Source organism: Breoghania sp. L-A4 (assembly GCF_003432385.1).
In the GTDB taxonomy this organism is placed as follows: domain Bacteria; phylum Pseudomonadota; class Alphaproteobacteria; order Rhizobiales; family Stappiaceae; genus Breoghania.
Window position 1 is genome coordinate 1,081,051 of the sequence record NZ_CP031841.1, and the last position, 17,028, is coordinate 1,098,078.

Annotated in this window: 12 protein-coding genes and 1 pseudogene; 12 read left to right on the forward strand and 1 reads right to left on the reverse strand. The window is 64.5% G+C overall.

Going from position 1 to position 17,028, the window contains the following annotated elements; translation table 11 throughout:
* The first annotated feature begins 17 nt into the window (after positions 1–17).
* The 4 genes from D1F64_RS05060 (at position 18) to D1F64_RS05075 (ending at position 5,483) form a co-directional block, all read left to right on the forward strand.
* The gene (locus D1F64_RS05060; protein ID WP_117411532.1) at positions 18–2,318 is read left to right on the forward strand and encodes an NADP-dependent malic enzyme; all 2,301 of its coding nucleotides are present in this window, start codon (positions 18–20) and stop codon (positions 2,316–2,318) included.
* A gap of 590 nt (positions 2,319–2,908) precedes the next feature.
* Entirely contained in the window at positions 2,909–3,190 is a 282-nt protein-coding gene (locus tag D1F64_RS05065; protein ID WP_117411533.1) for a type II toxin-antitoxin system ParD family antitoxin, read from the forward strand.
* A 39-nt stretch (positions 3,191–3,229) separates the two neighbouring features.
* Positions 3,230–3,529, forward strand: a complete 300-nt coding sequence (locus D1F64_RS05070; RefSeq protein WP_117411534.1) for a type II toxin-antitoxin system RelE/ParE family toxin — start codon at positions 3,230–3,232, stop codon at positions 3,527–3,529.
* Positions 3,530–4,151: 622 nt separating this feature from the next.
* The gene (locus D1F64_RS05075; RefSeq protein ID WP_117411535.1) at positions 4,152–5,483 is read left to right on the forward strand and encodes a TIR domain-containing protein; all 1,332 of its coding nucleotides are present in this window, start codon (positions 4,152–4,154) and stop codon (positions 5,481–5,483) included.
* Here the strand turns inward: D1F64_RS05075 and D1F64_RS05080 are convergent.
* Positions 5,468–7,152 (reverse strand): annotated as a pseudogene (locus D1F64_RS05080) (electron transfer flavoprotein-ubiquinone oxidoreductase). The gene D1F64_RS05075 and the pseudogene D1F64_RS05080 overlap by 16 nt on opposite strands.
* A 180-nt stretch (positions 7,153–7,332) precedes the next feature.
* On the opposite strand from D1F64_RS05080, the gene D1F64_RS05085 reads away from it, so the two are divergent.
* The 8 genes from D1F64_RS05085 to D1F64_RS05125 all read left to right on the forward strand — a co-directional run bounded on the left by D1F64_RS05085 (position 7,333) and on the right by D1F64_RS05125 (position 16,988).
* Complete coding sequence (locus D1F64_RS05085) at positions 7,333–8,286, forward strand: uracil-DNA glycosylase (protein ID WP_117414439.1); 954 nt, start codon at positions 7,333–7,335, stop codon at positions 8,284–8,286.
* 79 nt (positions 8,287–8,365) lie between these two features.
* Complete coding sequence (locus D1F64_RS05090) at positions 8,366–9,220, forward strand: S49 family peptidase (protein WP_117414440.1); 855 nt, start codon at positions 8,366–8,368, stop codon at positions 9,218–9,220.
* Positions 9,221–9,230: 10 nt separating this feature from the next.
* Entirely contained in the window at positions 9,231–9,434 is a 204-nt protein-coding gene (locus tag D1F64_RS05095) for a hypothetical protein (protein WP_117411536.1), read from the forward strand.
* 291 nt (positions 9,435–9,725) lie between these two features.
* Positions 9,726–10,691, forward strand: a complete 966-nt coding sequence (locus D1F64_RS05105) for a glycine--tRNA ligase subunit alpha (RefSeq protein ID WP_117411538.1) — start codon at positions 9,726–9,728, stop codon at positions 10,689–10,691.
* A 93-nt stretch (positions 10,692–10,784) separates the two neighbouring features.
* Positions 10,785–11,348: a LemA family protein gene (locus D1F64_RS05110; RefSeq protein ID WP_117411539.1), complete on the forward strand. Its 564-nt coding sequence runs from the start codon at positions 10,785–10,787 to the stop codon at positions 11,346–11,348.
* Between the two features lie 7 nt (positions 11,349–11,355).
* Entirely contained in the window at positions 11,356–13,266 is a 1,911-nt protein-coding gene (locus tag D1F64_RS05115; RefSeq protein ID WP_162901728.1) for a DUF2207 domain-containing protein, read from the forward strand.
* A gap of 118 nt (positions 13,267–13,384) precedes the next feature.
* Entirely contained in the window at positions 13,385–15,460 is a 2,076-nt protein-coding gene (glyS, locus tag D1F64_RS05120) for a glycine--tRNA ligase subunit beta (protein WP_117411541.1), read from the forward strand.
* 376 nt (positions 15,461–15,836) lie between these two features.
* Positions 15,837–16,988, forward strand: coding sequence for a cell wall hydrolase (locus D1F64_RS05125; protein WP_205470663.1), 1,152 nt, complete (start codon positions 15,837–15,839; stop codon positions 16,986–16,988).
* The last annotated feature ends 40 nt before the right edge of the window (positions 16,989–17,028 follow it).

The window sequence follows — 17,028 nt, forward strand, 5'->3', positions numbered from 1 at the left end:
ACCATCGGCCGATTTGCATGAACGACACCCCGAAGAAAACCAGCGAGCTTGATGAAGCGGCGCTGTTCTACCACCGCTATCCCCGCCCCGGAAAACTGGAGATTCAGGCCACCAAGCCGCTGGGCAACCAGCGCGACCTGGCGCTGGCCTACACGCCCGGCGTGGCCGCTCCATGCACGGAGATCGCCCGCGATCCGGCGCTTGCCGCGGATTACACCGCGCGCGCCAATCTGGTCGGCGTGGTCACCAACGGCACGGCCGTGCTGGGTCTTGGCGCCATCGGCCCGCTGGCCTCCAAGCCCGTGATGGAAGGCAAGGCGGTTCTATTCAAGAAATTCGCCGGCATCGATGTGTTCGACATCGAGGTGGACGCCATGGACGTCGACCTGATGGTCAATGTCGTGGCGGCGCTGGAGCCGACGTTTGGCGGCATCAACCTTGAGGACATCAAGGCGCCGGAGTGTTTCCAGATCGAGGCGCAGCTGCGCGAGCGCATGAACATTCCGGTGTTCCATGACGACCAGCACGGCACCGCGATCATCGTCGCAGCCGCGGTGCGCAACGCGCTGGAATTCGCCGGCAAGGACATCGAGAGCGTCAAGATCGTCACCTCGGGCGCCGGCGCCGCCGCACTGGCCTGCCTCAACCTGCTGATCGCGCTTGGCGCCAAGCGCGAGAACATCTGGCTCACCGATATCGAGGGCTGCGTCTACACCGGCCGCGAGATCCTCATGGACGAGTGGAAGGCGGCCTTCGCGCAGGACACCGACAAGCGCACGCTGACCGAGCTGATCGACGGCGCGGACGTGTTTCTCGGCGTCTCCGCCGGCGGCGTGCTGAAGCCGGAGATGGTGGCGAAGATGGCGCCCAAGCCGTTGATCATGGCGCTGGCCAACCCCTATCCGGAAATCATGCCCGACGTCGCCAACGAGGTGCGCGACGACGTGATGATGTGCACCGGGCGTTCCGACTTCCCCAATCAGGTCAACAACGTCCTGTGCTTCCCCTACATCTTCCGCGGCGCGCTGGACGTGGGCGCGACGACCATCAACGAGGAAATGAAGCTCGCCGCGGTGGAGGCCATCGCGGCGCTCGCCAAGGAGGAGCCCTCCGACGTGGTCGCCCAGGCCTACGGCGGCGAATCGCTGATGTTCGGCGCGGGCTATCTGATCCCCTCGCCGTTTGACCAGCGGCTGATCCTGCGCATCGCCCCCGCCGTCGCCCGCGCCGCGATGGAATCGGGTGTCGCGACCCGGCCGATCGAGGATTTCGAGGCCTATCACGACCGGCTCAACCGCTTCGTGTTCCGCTCCGGCCTGGTGATGAAACCGATCATCGCCGCCGCCAAGGCCAACCCCAGGCGGGTGATCTACGCCGATGGCGAGGACGAGCGCGTGCTGCGCGCCGCCCAGGTGATGATCGAGGACGGGCTGGCCCTCCCGATCCTCATCGGCCGCCCGGCGGTGCTCGAGGCGCGCTGCGAGCGCTTCGGCCTGAAGATCCGTCCCGGCGCGGATTTCGAGGTCGTTGATCCGCAGGACGATCCGCGTTACCGCGATTATGTCGACGAACTACTGGAATGCGTCGGCCGCAAGGGCGTGACGCCGGAAGGCGCGCGGCGCATGGTGCGCGGCAACCCGACCGTGATCGGCGCGCTGGCGGTCAAGCGTGGCGACGCCGACGTGCTGATGTGCGGTCTCGACGGCCGCTTCTCGCGTTACCTGCAGAACATCCGCGACATCATCGGCCAGGCGCCGGGGGTGCACGACCTGTCGACCATGTCGCTGCTTATCAACTCCAAGGGCGCCTATTTCCTCACCGACACCTATGTGAGCGAGAACCCGTCCGCCATTGAGATCGCCGAGATGACGATGCTGGCCGCGCGCCACATCCGCCGCTTCGGCATCGAGCCCAAGGTGGCGCTGCTGTCCTATTCGAACTTCGGGTCGCGCGACACCGCCTCGGCGATGAAGATGCGCGAAGCGGCGCAGATGCTGTGGGAGATGGTGCCGGACCTGGAGGTCGACGGCGAGATGCACGGCGACAGCGCCTTGTCCGAGGAACTGCGCGCGCGCGTCATGCCCAACTCCAAGCTCGAGGGCCGCGCCAACCTGCTGGTGTTCCCGACGCTGGACGCCGCCAACATCGCGCTCAACCTGCTCAAGGTCATGAGCGACGCGCTGCACGTCGGCCCGATCCTGCTGGGCGCGGCCAAGCCCGCGCACATCCTCACGCCGTCTGTCACCTCGCGCGGCGTGGTCAACATGTCGGCGTTTGCCTCCGTCGAGGCGCAGACGGCGGAAAGAAGTGTGGAGTAGGGGAACGGGCCGAACGCTTCCTCTCCCCGGTGGGGAGGGGAACGAGACGGGGCTCCCAAGAATACCAACAGTCGTCATGCCGGGCTTGACCCGGCATCCATGCCGATAGGACCCGGAACGGGTGGTGATCGCGTATCGTTCCGCAGTACGGAGGCGTCGCGGAAACCGCCACAGCATCGCCGCGTGGCTGCATGGCTGCATGGCGGCATGGCGGCATGGATTCCGGCTTTCGCCGCAATGACGGTCTGATGGCTGCAGTTATCGCCGAAGCATTTAGAATTCCGTCGATGCTGCTTTGCTTGCGGCGGCATCTAGTCCCTAACCCTCTCCCCATGGGAGAGGGGACTGGCGCGCTCTTCGCCCCACACCGAACGTCATGCTGAGGAGCCGTCGAGGACGGCGTCTCGAAGCATCGGCCACGAAACAAGCCGCCGATCCTTCGAGGCTCGGCTCCGCCTCGCGCCTCAGGATGACGTTCCCGGGAGGTGGGCTTCGGCGGTTCGCCGTCGGCTGTGCGCTCGTCAGCGTCTATCATGTGGTATGAAAGTGTCATACTGCATGATAAGATGGCTCTCGAGGGAGCCTCTATCATGTCGACCGTCGAAAAGCGCACCGTCAGCCTACCCGCCGAACACGCCGCCTATATTGACGGCCTCGTCGCCTCCGGTCTCTACGGGTCGGCAAGCGAGGTCGTGCGGGCGGGCTTGCGCGCCCTGCAGGAGCGCGATGCGGCTGTGGAGAAATGGCTGCGGGACGAAGTCGCCCCCGCCTATGACGCCATGCGGGCCGATCCGGAGCGCGGTCTGTCCGCGAAGTCGGTTTTCGAGCAGCTGCGCGCGCGCCACGCCGACCGGCTCAAGCAAGGCACCTGACGAAGGCCGCTTTGAGGAAGCCCATCTTGGGGAAGCCATGTGAAGCAGAGGGCTGTCCAATTCGCGCCCGAAGCGCGCGATGATCTGTTTGCGCTTTACGATTGGATCGCGGAGGCGGCCGATGCTTTGACCGCCATGGTATATATTGAGCGACTGGAAGGTTTCTGTCAGGGGCTGGATCTGGCCTCTGAGCGTGGACAAGCCCGCAATGACATCCGCCCAGGCCTGCGCATCGTCGGCTTTGAGCGCAACGCGACGATCGCTTTCAGTGTCGATGACACACATGTCACCATTCTCCGAGTGTTCTATCGAGGCCGGGATTGGGAGCACGCGTTTTGAGACTTGACGCTGGCGGCCGTCATTTATGGCGCGCCTGTCCCTTCATCGTGACTTCGAGCTGTGTGGACACAGCGCATTGCGACGTGCGGGGTCCGGAGTGACGTGACGCGCGCCTTCGCCCCGCACCGAACGTCCTGCTGAGGAGCCGTCGAAGACGGCGTCTCGAAGCATCGGCCACGGAACAAGCCGCCGATCCTTCGAGGCTCGGCTCCGCCTCGCACCTCAGGATGACGTTCCCGGGAGGTAGGGCCGGCGCTGCGCCGCACATGTTTCAGACAAAAAAGGCGATGTCTGCGGCCTATCGCCGTGGCTTGTTGCCGGTGTCCCTGCGTTGGCCGTTCTCTCGATGTCATCCCCGACTTGATCGGGGATCCACTCTGATTCCAGCTTGTTGAGGCCGTAGTGAAGCGCGCGGATGGCGCTCTGAATCCCACCTAGCTGCCATGCGTTTCGAACGGCATAGTAGATCCCCGAGCAAGTCGGGGATGACATCATGTGTGTCTTGCATATGTTTGCCTTCAAGAACGGTGGCAGGAAGGGTACCTACTAATGCGCGGACTTCTATTTTGTATGTGCGTCGCTTAAGGTTGCGTTGCGCAGCGAATGGTAAAAAGGGCCGACCGTGAAGATTTTTCTTGGTTACGCTTCTGAGCACTATGAGACGGCACGCGAGGTGTATTCGTACCTAATAGGCGTGAACGACGACGTCTGGTTCGACAAGGAATCGCTGGTGGGGGGCGATGATTGGGACCGGGAACGAGCAGCCGCGCAACAGAGTGCTGACTTCGTCGTCCACCTAGTTTCTGCCGAAATATTAGAGCGACCCGGCGTGGTAAATCGAGAGATCAAGCAGACGCTCAAGCTAGTGGAAGACCAGCCAATCGGAGCTATCTACGTTGTATTCCTGCGGCTAGATGACTTGAGGATGCCTGCAGAACTTCTGCGCTTCCAATACATCGACTACTTCAAAGATTCGTGGCGAGAACTAATTACGCAAGCCATTGCGAAGCGGAAAGCTCAACTCGCCGGTGCTGTTCCAAGTATTGCACCGGAGAAGACGACAGTCATTGAGGAAGTCAACGCCACAGGAGCCGTCGCCCATCCGTCGCGCGTTGAGTCGTCGGTTTCGACAGAGTTCTATGACGTTTCATCAGATTACATTCAGTATCCCTTTGATGGCGTCTATTGGGACTTTGTTAATGCGCGTCTTGCTTCAGAAGCCCTCGGCGGTTTCGTCGATGCGGTTGCCGACTTTAACCGGATAGATAACGACGACAAGGCGCGGATAAAGGACTTCAATACTCCATATGACTGGGAATTTTCGATGCAGGAATTTTTCCGTCATGGCGAATTCATTTCAGTGCGGAATTCATTCTACCAATTTATGGGAGGCGCGCATCCTAGCCATGGCATTGCAACCATGAATTTTCTCGGGCCTGAGTTTGGATTTTCCTCGATCAAAGACATGCTTAGTCATGACGACGAGAAGGCATTTCGGCTTGTGGAATATTGCAAGAAAGTTCTTCTCGCGATGTTCGACGGTAACGGACTTGATGAATTCATTGTAGATACATTCGAGGATAGAAAGAACACTTGGAATCTCGCCTCGCAATATAATTTCGATGACCGTGGCTTAACGATTAATTTTAGCCCATATGAAGTCCTACCATTTGTCTTCGGTTCGCATGAGGTGTTTGTGCCGTGGCAGTTTGTAACCCCACTACTTGATGAGAAATTTCTCAGCTCGAGCAAAAGTTGTCCGCTTGATTTATTGGCTCCGAGTTGGCTTTTTTACGTAGCTGTCCTCGATCCATTCACGCTATTGAACGCAATGAAACGAATGACCGATATGGGTCAAAACCAGCTATTGGAAAGTGCGAAACAAAAAAGGCGGTCCCTCGCGAGACCGCCTTTGCCTATTATTCCGAGGAAGCCCCCTCACATATTAGGATAGTTCGGCCCGCCGGCGCCTTCGGGGACGGTCCAGGTGATGTTGGGGTCCTTGATGTCGCAGGTCTTGCAGTGGACGCAGTTCTGGGCGTTGATCTGGAATTTCGGCGCGTCCGCCCCTTCCTCGATCCACTCGTAGACGCCGGCCGGGCAGTAGCGCGCGGAGGGGCCCGCGAAGACGTCGTGCTCGATCTCCTTCTGCCGCTCCATGTCCGCCACCTTGAGGTGGACCGGCTGGTCCTCCTCGTGGTTGGTGTTGGACAGGAACACGGACGACAGCTTGTCGAAGGAGATGACGCCGTCGGGCTTGGGGTAGGCGATGGGCTTGAAGTTGGCGGCGGGCTTCAGTGTGGCGGAATCCGGCTTGCCGTGGCCCAAGGTGCCGAAGAACGAGAAGCCAAGCAGCGTGTTGGTCCACATGTCCAGCCCGCCGAGCATGATGCCGGCGACCGTGCCGAAGCGCGACCACAGAGGCTTGACGTTGCGCACGGTCTTCAGGTCCTTGCCGATGGGGCCCGCGCGCCACGCGTCGTTGTACTCGACAAGCTCGTCGTTGGCGCGGCCGGCTGAGAGCGCCGCGAAGGCCTTCTCCGCCGCCAGCATGCCCGACAGCACGGCGTTGTGCGATCCCTTGATGCGCGGCACGTTCACAAGCCCGGCCGAACAGCCCATCAAGACGCCGCCGGGGAACGAGAGTTTCGGCACCGACTGCCAGCCGCCCTCGGTGATGGCGCGCGCGCCGTAGGAAATCCGCTTGCCGCCCTCAAACACATCCTTGATTGCGGGATGCGTCTTGAAGCGCTGGAATTCCTCGAACGGCGAGAGATAGGGGTTTTCGTAGTTGAGATGCAGCACGAAGCCGACGGCCACCTGGTTGCCCTCCAGGTGATAGAGGAAGGAGCCGCCGCCGGTCTTGCCGTCCAGCGGCCAGCCAAACGAATGCTGCACCCGGCCGAGCCGGTGCTTGGCGGGGTCGACGTCCCACAGCTCCTTCAGCCCGATGCCGAACTTCGGCGGCTCGCAGCCCTCGTCCAGCTTGAATTTTTCGATCAGCTTCAGGGCGAGGGAGCCGCGCGCGCCTTCACCGATGAAGGTGTATTTGCCCAGAAGCGCCATGCCGCGGGTGTAGCTGGGCCGGGGACGCCCTCGCGCGTCACGCCCATGTCGCCGGTGGCGACGCCGATGACGTTGCCCGCCTCGTCGTACAGCACTTCCGATGCGGTGAAGCCGGGGTAGATCTCCACGCCCAGCGCTTCCGCGCGCTCGGCCAGCCAGCGGCAGACGTTGCCCAGCGAGACGATGTAGTTGCCGTGATTGTTCATCAAGGGCGGCATCATGAAGTTGGGCAGGGTGAGGGAGGCGGCGGGCCCCAGCACCATGAACTTGTCCTCGGTGACCTGGGTCTTGAGCGGCGCGGCCTCATCCTCGCGCCAGTCGGGGAGCAGCCGGTCGAGGCCGATGGGATCGACCACGGCGCCCGAGAGAATATGCGCGCCGACTTCCGAGCCCTTTTCCAGCACCACCACGGACAGCTCCTGGCCCGCGTCATTGGCCAGCTGCTTGAGGCGAATCGCGGCCGAAAGCCCCGCCGGGCCGGCGCCCACGATCACCACGTCGAATTCCATGCTCTCGCGTTCGGGAAGATCGGTCGCGTCGGGCTGTGTGTCGGTCATCTCGTCTCCCATCGGTCCGCCCACTGCGGGCGTCTCCCAATCCGTTGTTACGTGCATGTCTAAAACACCGTTGCGGATGCCGCAATGCGCGCCTTTCGCCCGGACCGCGCTTTTGCGCGTGCCGGCCTGCGCCAAAGGCGCGCTTGCGCCGCCGCGCGCGCTGGGTCATGAATGGGCGCGATGGATACACAGCACGCCCCCGACCCCCGGACGCTCGACGCCCTGCTGGATTTCTATGTCGCGGCGGGGGTGGATTGCGCGCTCGAGGAGACGCCCGTCGACCGCTTCGCCGAGACGGCCGAGCAGGCGAGCAAGGCGCGCGCGGCCCGTCCCGCGCAACCAGCGCCCGCGCCGCCGGCTGCGGCGCAGGGCCTGAAGCCCTCGTTCGCCCCGTCTCAGCCGTCTCGGCCGTCCGCGACCCAACCCTCTCAGCCGGCGGCCCCGCAACGTCCCGCGCCGCCGCAACCGTCGCTGCATCATCTGCCGGACCAGCCGGTGCGCGGTTTCGCCGAGCTGCATGGGGACGAGGCGATCGACGCCGCACGCGCTTTGGCCGAGGGCGCGGCGAGCCTGGCCGACCTGCGAGACGCGGTGGCGCAGTTCACCGGCTGCGGCCTGCGCACCACGGCAAAATCGCTGGTGTTCGCCGACGGCAATCCGGCGGCACGGGTGATGGTCGTCGGCGGCGCGCCGGAGCGCGAGGACGACATCGAGGGCAGGCCGTTCACCGGTCCGGCGGGCCAGTTGCTCGACAGGATGCTGGCGGCCATCGCGCTGGACCGCTCCAGCGTCTATCTCGCCAACACGGTGCCGTGGCGGCCGCCGGGCGGCCGCGAGCCGAGCGCGATCGAGGCGGACATCTGCGCGCCGTTCATCCGCCGGCAGATCGCCCTGTGCAATCCGGACGTGCTGGTCTGCATGGGCGGCGTGGCGGCGAAGCTCCTGCTGGGCCTGCGCGGCCCGGTGCTCAAGGAACGCGGGCAGTGGCACGCCTTTGTCGTCGAATCCCGCCAGATACCGGCCATGGCGACCCTGCGCGTCTCCGATCTGCTGGCCAACCCGGCCTACAAGAAGCCCGTCTGGCAGGACCTTCTGGCGATCCAGGCCCGGCTCGCGCAGGCGCCCGCCTCCTGAATGCGGCGGCCTGGCAATTGAAAAGCGCGCGATCGGGCATATGTTTGAACGCCAATTCCCATTTCCTGACTGGATGACCATGTTCAACGCCGTGCGCAGATATCTTCCCGGTAAACTCGGCAATCCCGCGCCGGTCCTCCCCGTGGTGCGCCTGCAGGGCGCCATCGGCATGGCGACACCGCTGCGCCCCGGCCTTTCGCTGTCCAGCGTCGCCAACAATCTGGACAAGGCGTTCGCCTTCAAGAAGGCGCCGGCGGTGGCGCTGATCGTCAATTCGCCGGGCGGCTCGCCGGTCCAGTCGCGGCTGATCTATCAGCGCATCCGCGCGCTGGCCGAGGAGCACGAGAAGCAGGTGCTGGTCTTCGTCGAGGACGTGGCGGCGTCCGGCGGCTACATGATCGCGCTGGCGGGCGATGAGATCATCGCCGATCCCTCCTCGGTCGTCGGCTCCATCGGCGTGGTTTCCGCCGGCTTCGGCTTTGTCGATCTGCTGGACAAGATCGGCGTCGAGCGCCGGGTCCACACCTCGGGCACCCGCAAGGCCATCCTCGATCCCTTCCGCCCGGAGGTGGAAGGCGATGTGGCGCACCTGAAAGCCCTGCAGCACGAGATCCACGAGGTCTTCATCGACATGGTGCGCACCCGGCGCGGGGAGCGGCTGCGGGAGGACGACGAATTGTTCTCCGGGCTGTTCTGGGCCGGCGAGGCGGGACGCGACAGGGGACTTGTCGACGCCATCGGCGATCTGCGCTCCACCGCGCGCGAAAAATTCGGCAAGGACGTGAAGCTGCGGCTGATCGGCGGCGAGCGCAGCTTCTTCCCGCGCAAGGCCGGCGTCGGCCTGGAGGCGCTGATGGGCGGGCGCGACGGTCTCTCCGCGGATATCATATCGGCACTGGAAGCGCGCGCGCTTTGGGCGCGGTTTGGTTTGTAAGGACAGCGACGTGATTGGAAAACTGGCCGTTCTGGCGGCGATTCTCGGTGCGTTCTACCTGGCGCTCAAGCTCTACAACCGGGAAAGCGACCGCGTGGCGCGCAAGCTGTCCAAGGCCGCGCGCGAGAAGGCGCGGAGCGGGGTGGATCTCCAGCGCGATCCGGTGACCGGCAAGTACAAGCCCGGCGCGGGCGACGACGAACCGCGCGGCTGATGTCCCATGCCTGTACCCATCCTTCGAGACGTCTGCCGGGCAGGCTCCTCAGGATGAAGTTGTCGTGTTGAGAGATATGGAAAACCGGCCACTCATTCGACGCCATCCTGAGGAAGCGCGACGCGCTGTCTCGAAGGATGGACGGCAGCGGCGGCCTTTGTCCTTTTCCCATCGCCCTCTCTGAACCCCTCGCCGATCTTGACCGCACCCGGCCCCGCCGATAGGGTCCGCGCGCCCGCATCCCGGACAATCAACGCGCAGTGCGCGACTGCCCCGAAGGACCTGATTTCCATGGCGCCCGACCGTTTGGCGAATGAGCCCGCCCACCTTCGTCCCGAGCGCTCGTTTCAGGGGCTTATCCTGACCCTGCAGCGGTTCTGGGCGGATCAGGGCTGCGTGATCCTGCAGCCCTATGACATGGAAGTCGGCGCGGGCACGTTCCATCCCGCCACCACGCTGCGCGCGCTCGGCCCAAAACCCTGGAAGGCGGCCTATGTGCAGCCCTCGCGCCGCCCCACCGACGGCCGCTACGGCGAGAACCCCAACCGGCTGCAGCACTACTACCAGTTCCAGGCGATCCTGAAGCCGTCGCCGCCCGAGCTGCAGGATCTCTATCTCGCCAGCCTCAAGGCCATCGGCATCGACGCCAACCTGCACGATATCCGCTTTGTCGAGGACGACTGGGAAAGCCCGACACTGGGCGCCTGGGGCCTGGGCTGGGAATGCTGGTGCGACGGCATGGAGGTCTCGCAGTTCACCTATTTCCAGCAGGTCGCGGGCTTCGAGTGTTCGCCGGTGGCGGGTGAGCTGACCTACGGGCTCGAGCGCCTGGCCATGTACGTGCAGGGCGTCGATAACGTCTATGATCTCAACTACAACGGGCTGGAGGGCGACGCCAGGGTCACCTATGGCGATGTGTTTTTGCAGGCCGAGCAGGAATACTCGCGGCACAACTTCGAGTACGCCAACACCGACATGCTGTTTCAGCATTTCCGCGACGCCGAGGAAGAGTGCAAGCGCCTGCTCGAGTTCGGCGCGAGCGCCATGGAAGAGGCCGGCGACGGCATCCACAAGCTGGTGCTGCCGGCCTACGACCAGTGCATCAAGGCATCCCACGTGTTCAACCTGCTGGACGCGCGCGGCGTGATCTCGGTCACCGAGCGCCAGTCCTATATCCTGCGCGTGCGCGAACTGTCGAAAGCCTGCGGCGCGGCGTATTTGCAGACGGTTGGCGGCGGCGCGGAGGCGACGCGCTGAAAACGCGGTTTGCCCTTCGTGCCGCGTGACATTTCCCGCACCTCCCGCTAGCGTCGCGCCATATTGTTCGATGGCATGCGGGAGCCCTTGCCTATGACCACCTGGATTGTTCTGGCCGCCGTCGTTCTTGCCGGCCTCTATGTCATCTCGCTCTACAACCGGCTGGTGAAGACCCGCCAGATGATGCGCGAGGGCTGGAGCGGCATCGACGTGCAGCTCAAGCGGCGTTTCGACCTGATCCCCAATCTGGTGGAGGCGGTGAAGGGCTACATGACGCATGAGCGTGACACGCTGACGGCGGTGACCGAGATGCGCGCGCGCGTCGGTTCCGTGCCCGAGGGCGACGTGGCGGCCCGCGCCCAGGCCGAGGGCATGCTGGGGCAGGCGCTGGGCCGGCTCCTGGCGGTCTCGGAAAACTATCCCGATCTCAAGGCGAGCCAGAATTTCCTCGAGCTGCAGCAGGCGCTGGAGAAGGTCGAGCACGAGTTGCAGATGTCGCGGCGCTACTACAATGGTGCGGCGCGCGATCTCAACGTGATGGTGGAATCCTTTCCCTCGAATCTGGTGGCGAACCAGTTCGGCTTTGAACAGGCCGAGTATTTCGAGATCGAGGATGCGACCGAACGCGCCGTCCCCAAGGTCGGCTTCGGGGGATAGCGCCGTGATCATCCGGACCCTTGCCGCGCTGGCGGCCTTCGTGCTTCTCGCGGTCCCGGCGCATGCCGAGGAGCGCATTCTTTCCTACGACAGCACCATCGAGGCGCATGCCTCAGGCACCTTGCGCGTCACCGAGGTCATCGAGGTCACCGCCGAAGGCAACAAGATCAAGCGCGGCATCTACCGCGACTTTCCGCTGTATGCGACCGGCGACGACGGCAAGCGCCACAAGGTCGGCTTCGAGATCGTCAGCGTCGAGCGCGACGGCGAAGCCGAGCCGTATACGACCAACTACGGCGGCAGCGGCGTGCGCATCTACATCGGCGACGCGGACGTCTTTCTCGCTCGCGGCACCTACACCTACACGCTCACCTACGACACCACCCGCCAGATCCGCTTCTTCGACGACCACGACGAGATCTACTGGAACGTCACCGGCAACGAGTGGGATTTCGCCATCGACCGGGCCTCGGCCCTCGTCACCCTTCCCGAGGGCGCGCGGGCGACCCGATGGACCGCCTATACGGGAGCTTTCGGCGCGCGGGGAACCGACTGGGAGGCGCGCGAGGAATCCGGCGGCCGCAGCATCGCCTTCGCCACCACCCGCCCGCTGGGGCGCTCCGAAGGGCTGACGATCGTCGTCGCCGTGCCCAAGGGCGTGTTCGACGAGAGCGCCGCTCAGTCGGAAGCCTTCTGGCTCGACAACGGCAACGCGATCAAGGCGCTGGCGGCCATCCTGGTCGTCGCGGCCTATTACCTGCGGGCATGGCGCCGCGTCGGGCGCGATCCCGAGAAGGGCACGATCATTCCGCTGTTCTCGGCGCCTGACGGCGTCTCGCCGGCGCTCGCCAACTACATCCACTTCAAGGGACTGTCCGGCGGCGGCTGGGAGGCGCTGTCGGCCGCCTGCATCGATCTGGCGGTCAAGGGCCACCTGGTGCTCGAGGATCTCGACGGCGATCTGACGCTGACGCCCGTGGCTCAAGCGGGTCCGCTCACCGGGCTGCCCAAGGGCGAGCAGACGATCATGGAGCACCTGGGCGGGGAACCGCTGACGCTGAGCAAGGCCAACGGCACATCGGTCAGCGCGCTCGGCTCGGCCTTCCGCGACGCGATCACGACCGAGAACCGCAACAAGTTCTTCCGCAGCAACACCCGTCACGCCCTGGGCGGGATCGCGCTCAGCATCGTCGCTCTCATTGTGCTGCTGGTCGCGGGGGATTTCGCCGAAGACGACATCGTCTTCATCTTCCCCGTCTTCGTCCTCGTTGGAATCATGTCGTTTCTCGCCTACAAGATCCTCAATATCCGGTCGCGCGCCCGCGGCCCGATGGGCGTCGTCCAGGTCGTCCTGGCGTTCATGTTTGGCGTCGTGTTCGCCAGCGGATTCGCCCTCTCGATGGTGGATCTTCTTGCCGAGCTCGAGATCAATCTGGTGCTTTCCTTCACGATTGTGATGCTGGTGGCGCTTGATGCGCTGTTCTTCGTGCTGCTCAGCGCGCCCACGAAGGTGGGACGCGGCCTCATGGACCAGATCGAGGGACTGAAGCTCTATCTGTCGGTGGCGGAAACCGATCGCATGAACATGGCCGGCGCGCCCGCCATGTCGCCGAGCCGGTTCGAGACCCTGCTGCCTTACGCGGTGGCGCTCAAGGCGGAGAAGCCCTGGTCGGAGGCGTTCGCGTCCTGGCTCGCGGCGGCCTCGGCCGCGGGCGCGGTCGCCTATGCGCCGGTCTGGTATCACGGCCGCAGTTTCGAGCCGTCCACCTTCGGGCGCACCATGACCGACACGGTGCATGACATGTCCCGGTCCTTCACCTCGTCCCTGCCGACCCCGAAATCCTCCAGCTCCGGCTTCTCCAGCGGTGGCGGCAGTTCCGGCGGCGGCGGCGGTGGCGGTGGCGGCGGCGGCTGGTAGGCGGCCGCTCGGCCGGGCGATGCGACGGCGTGTGCATTGGGCGTGACAATTGCCGTTGGACTTGCTAACCGACAGACGCGAAGTCTTCGAATGTCCAGCCCTCGAAAGCGAGTGACCGATGCCCGATCTTCTCCTCGAACTGTTTTGCGAGGAAATCCCCGCGCGCATGCAACGCCGTGCCGGCGAGGATCTGAAGAAGCTTGTCACCGACGCTCTGGTGGAGGCGGGCCTCGTCTACGAGGGCGCCAAGGCCTTCGCCACGCCGCGCCGTCTGGCGCTGCAGGTCGCCGGCGTCCCGGCCCGCTCGCCCGACACGAAGGACGAGCGCAAGGGGCCGCGCGTCGGCGCGCCGGAAAAGGCGCTTGAGGGATTCCTGCGCGGCGCGGGGCTTGCCTCCATCGATCAGGCGACGATTTCCAGCGATCCCAAGAAGGGCGATTTCTACGTCGCCGTGATCAACAAGCCGGGCCGCGAGGCGACGGGCGTGATCGCCGAGATCGTCGCCGATGCGGTGAGGAAATTCCCCTGGCCCAAGGCGATGCGCTGGGGCGAGGCATCGCGCGATTCAGGCGCGCTGCGCTGGGTGCGGCCGCTGCATTCGGTGCTGTGCACCTTCGGTCCGGAAACCGAGGAGCCGGAGGTCATCGACGTGGCGATCGAGGGCGTCGCGTCGGGCAACACCACCCGCGGCCACCGCTTCATGGCGCCCGGCGCGATCACCGTGCGGCGCTTCGCCGATTATGCCGCCAGCCTTGAGAAGGCGAAGGTCGTGCTCGACGCCGATCGCCGCAAGGACATTATCCTCCATGACGCGCGCGATCACGCGCTGGCGCTGGGGCTGGAACTGGTCGAGGACGAGGGCCTTCTGGAAGAGGTCGCGGGGCTGGTCGAATGGCCGGTGGTGCTCGTGGGGTCCTTCGATGAGAGCTTTCTCGCCGTGCCGGACGAGGTCATCCGGGCGACCATCCGCGCCAACCAGAAATGCTTCGTGATGCGCGACCCGAAGAGCGGGCGCCTTGCCAACCGCTTCGTGCTGATCGCCAACCTGGAGGCGTCGGACGGCGGCAAGGAGATCATCTCCGGCAACGAGAAGGTGATCCGCGCGCGGCTGTCGGATGCGAAATTCTTCTGGGACACGGACCTGAAGACGAAGCTCGAGGACAATCTGCCGAAGCTGGACAGCATCGTGTTTCACGAAAAACTCGGCACCCAGGCCGAGCGCGTTGCGCGGCTCGAGGCGCTGTCGGCGGCGATCGCGCCGCTGGTCGGCGCGGATGCGGCCATGGCCAAGCGCGCCGCCCGGCTCGCCAAGGCCGATCTGGTTTCCCACATGGTCTTCGAGTTCCCGGAAGTGCAGGGGCTGATGGGCCGCACCTACGCAGCCCTTCAGGGCGAGGACGCGTCGGTCGCCAACGCCATCGAGATGCACTACAAGCCGCAGGGCCCGTCCGACGACGTGCCGACCGATCCGGTGGCCATTGCTGTGGCGCTCGCCGACAAGCTTGATCTTTTGACAGGCTTCTGGGCGATCAATGAGAAACCCACCGGCTCCAAGGATCCTTACGCGCTGCGCCGCGCCGCGCTCGGCGTCATCCGGATCATTCTGGTGAACGGGTTGCGGCTGCCGCTGCACGATCTCGCGGGCAAGGCGCGTTCCGGCTTCGCGGAAGCCGACGATCTTCTCTCATTCTTCGCCGATCGGCTGAAGGGTCAGCTGCGCGACGAGGGCGCGCGGCACGATCTGGTCGACGCGATCTTCGCGCTTCCCGGCCAGGACGATCTCTTGATGGTCGCCCGCCGCGTCGAGGCGCTGGGAAAATTCCTCGAGACCGAGGACGGCGCCTCGCTGCTCGCGGGCTACAAGCGCGCGGTCAACATCCTGCGCATCGAGGAAAAGAAGGATGGACGCGCCTATGACGGCCGGCCGCACGCTGATCACCTGACGGAACAGGCGGAAATCGACCTGGCCGCCGCCATCGAGAGCGCCCGCGCCGACGCCCGCGATGCGGTGGCGGCGGAGGATTTCGGGGCCGCGATGACGGCGCTGGCGCGCCTGCGCGGGCCCGTGGATCGCTTCTTCGACGACATTCTCGTCAATGCCGAGGACGCCCTGGTGCGTGAAAACCGCCTGAAGCTTCTCAATGAAATCCGCGAGGCGACACGCACAGTCGCGGATTTCTCGAAGATCCAGTAACGGCACTTTTCGCCGGTTTCTGAAAAAGAGGGCGAAAAACACGTTTCGGACGGGTTTTTTGCCTCTTTTACATCGATTTGTATTTACGCGGCCGGCGCGCAGAGCCCTGATTTTCCGACTCTTTGCGCAGCTATCCACATGTTTTCCACAGGCGCATTTTTACCGTGATTGGACCCTACGGGCCGGCCGGCTGTCCGAATTCCGCCTTTCTGCGCGCGATTAACGCTCTTTCAAGGTTAAGGCGGCTTAATCGGGATGCGCGTTGGGGGACGGCATTCCAGCGGCACCGCGTATCGGCGCTTGCCGAATAGGTTCAGTAGTGGAGTAGATGGCTATGTCCGGCCATGGATCCTGGCGTCTTCGCCGCGCACCACGCGTGGCGTTGAAGACAAGTCTTGTAGCGATCTCGTTATATTTCGGGTTTCCCGACCGCGTGGCCTATCAGGATGTGATGAGTCTGGTCGAGGACGGGCAGGACCCGAGCGCGCGATGGATGCGCTCCATCGAGGACGCGGGAACCGGATCCGCTCATGCGCAGACCATGACATTCAGGCAGGGTGGCGCAAGCGGCGCCGCCGCGTTCAAGGTCGCCAGTCTCGAGCCAGGAGCCCGCGACACGATCGTGCGTGGTCTCGATGCCAAGGTGATCGGCAAGACCGCCGTCGTCATGCCCGATGAGGTGCGTGTCAACCGTGCCGCCAAGAGCAACCGGCTCGTATCCATGGCGCCCGACCGCCAGATGGTCGAGATGTCCGCCGGGTCATTGTATGCGATGGCCAGCCTGATCGGTCCTGAACTGGGCCGCGATCTGCCGCGCGTCGCCTTCGTGCAGCCGCAGCCCTATACCGGCGCCACCGATGGCACGGCCATGGCGTATAACGCCGAGGGCAAGGCGACCGGCAAGCCTCTCGATTTGGACAAGATGATGATGGCGCGCAGCGCCGCGGCCGCCGGCTTCTCGCTGGTCTCCGCCTACGCGCCGAACGCGGTGGCTGACACCGCGCTGCCGTTTGCCGCCCTGTTCGGCGTGCCGCCGGGTCCGACGCCCGAGCAGCAGGCCGTTGACCGCGAAAATCCCCATTGGTGGGTTACCAATCCTCTGCCGGTCAGCGCGCTGAAAGCCAGCGAGCAGCGCTGCCTCGCCGAGGCGATCTATTTCGAGGCGCGGGGCGAATCCGTCGACGGGCAGGTCGCCGTCGGCCAAGTGGTGATCAACCGGGTGAAGAACCCCGCCTATCCCGACACCATCTGCAAGGTCGTCTACCAGAACCGCCACAAGCGCAACGCCTGTCAATTCTCCTTCGCCTGCGACCGCATCCGCGACCGCACCTCGGTCAAGGAATCCTGGGAGCTGGCGCAGAAGCTGGCGCGCGAGATCGTCGCCGGCAAGCGCTGGATGAAGCGCATCGGCGCCTCGACCCACTATCACGCCACCTACGTGAAGCCGCGCTGGGCCCGCACGATGGAAAAGCTGAGCAAGGTCGGCACCCATGTGTTCTACAAGACATATGGCGGCGGCTGGAGCTGATTCGGCCGAACCGCGAAAGCCGAACACGTGTCACATCGCG

Excerpts from the sequence above, each read along its gene's own strand:
- D1F64_RS05060 (WP_117411532.1), top strand. The coding sequence starts at position 18 with ATGAACGACACCCCGAAGAAAACCAGCGAGCTTGATGAAGCGGCGCTG.
- D1F64_RS05065 (WP_117411533.1), top strand. The coding sequence starts at position 2,909 with ATGTCGACCGTCGAAAAGCGCACCGTCAGCCTACCCGCCGAACACGCC.
- D1F64_RS05085 (WP_117414439.1), top strand. The coding sequence starts at position 7,333 with ATGGATACACAGCACGCCCCCGACCCCCGGACGCTCGACGCCCTGCTG.
- D1F64_RS05090 (WP_117414440.1), top strand. The coding sequence starts at position 8,366 with ATGTTCAACGCCGTGCGCAGATATCTTCCCGGTAAACTCGGCAATCCC.
- D1F64_RS05105 (WP_117411538.1), top strand. The coding sequence starts at position 9,726 with ATGGCGCCCGACCGTTTGGCGAATGAGCCCGCCCACCTTCGTCCCGAG.
- D1F64_RS05110 (WP_117411539.1), top strand. The coding sequence starts at position 10,785 with ATGACCACCTGGATTGTTCTGGCCGCCGTCGTTCTTGCCGGCCTCTAT.
- glyS (WP_117411541.1), top strand. The coding sequence starts at position 13,385 with ATGCCCGATCTTCTCCTCGAACTGTTTTGCGAGGAAATCCCCGCGCGC.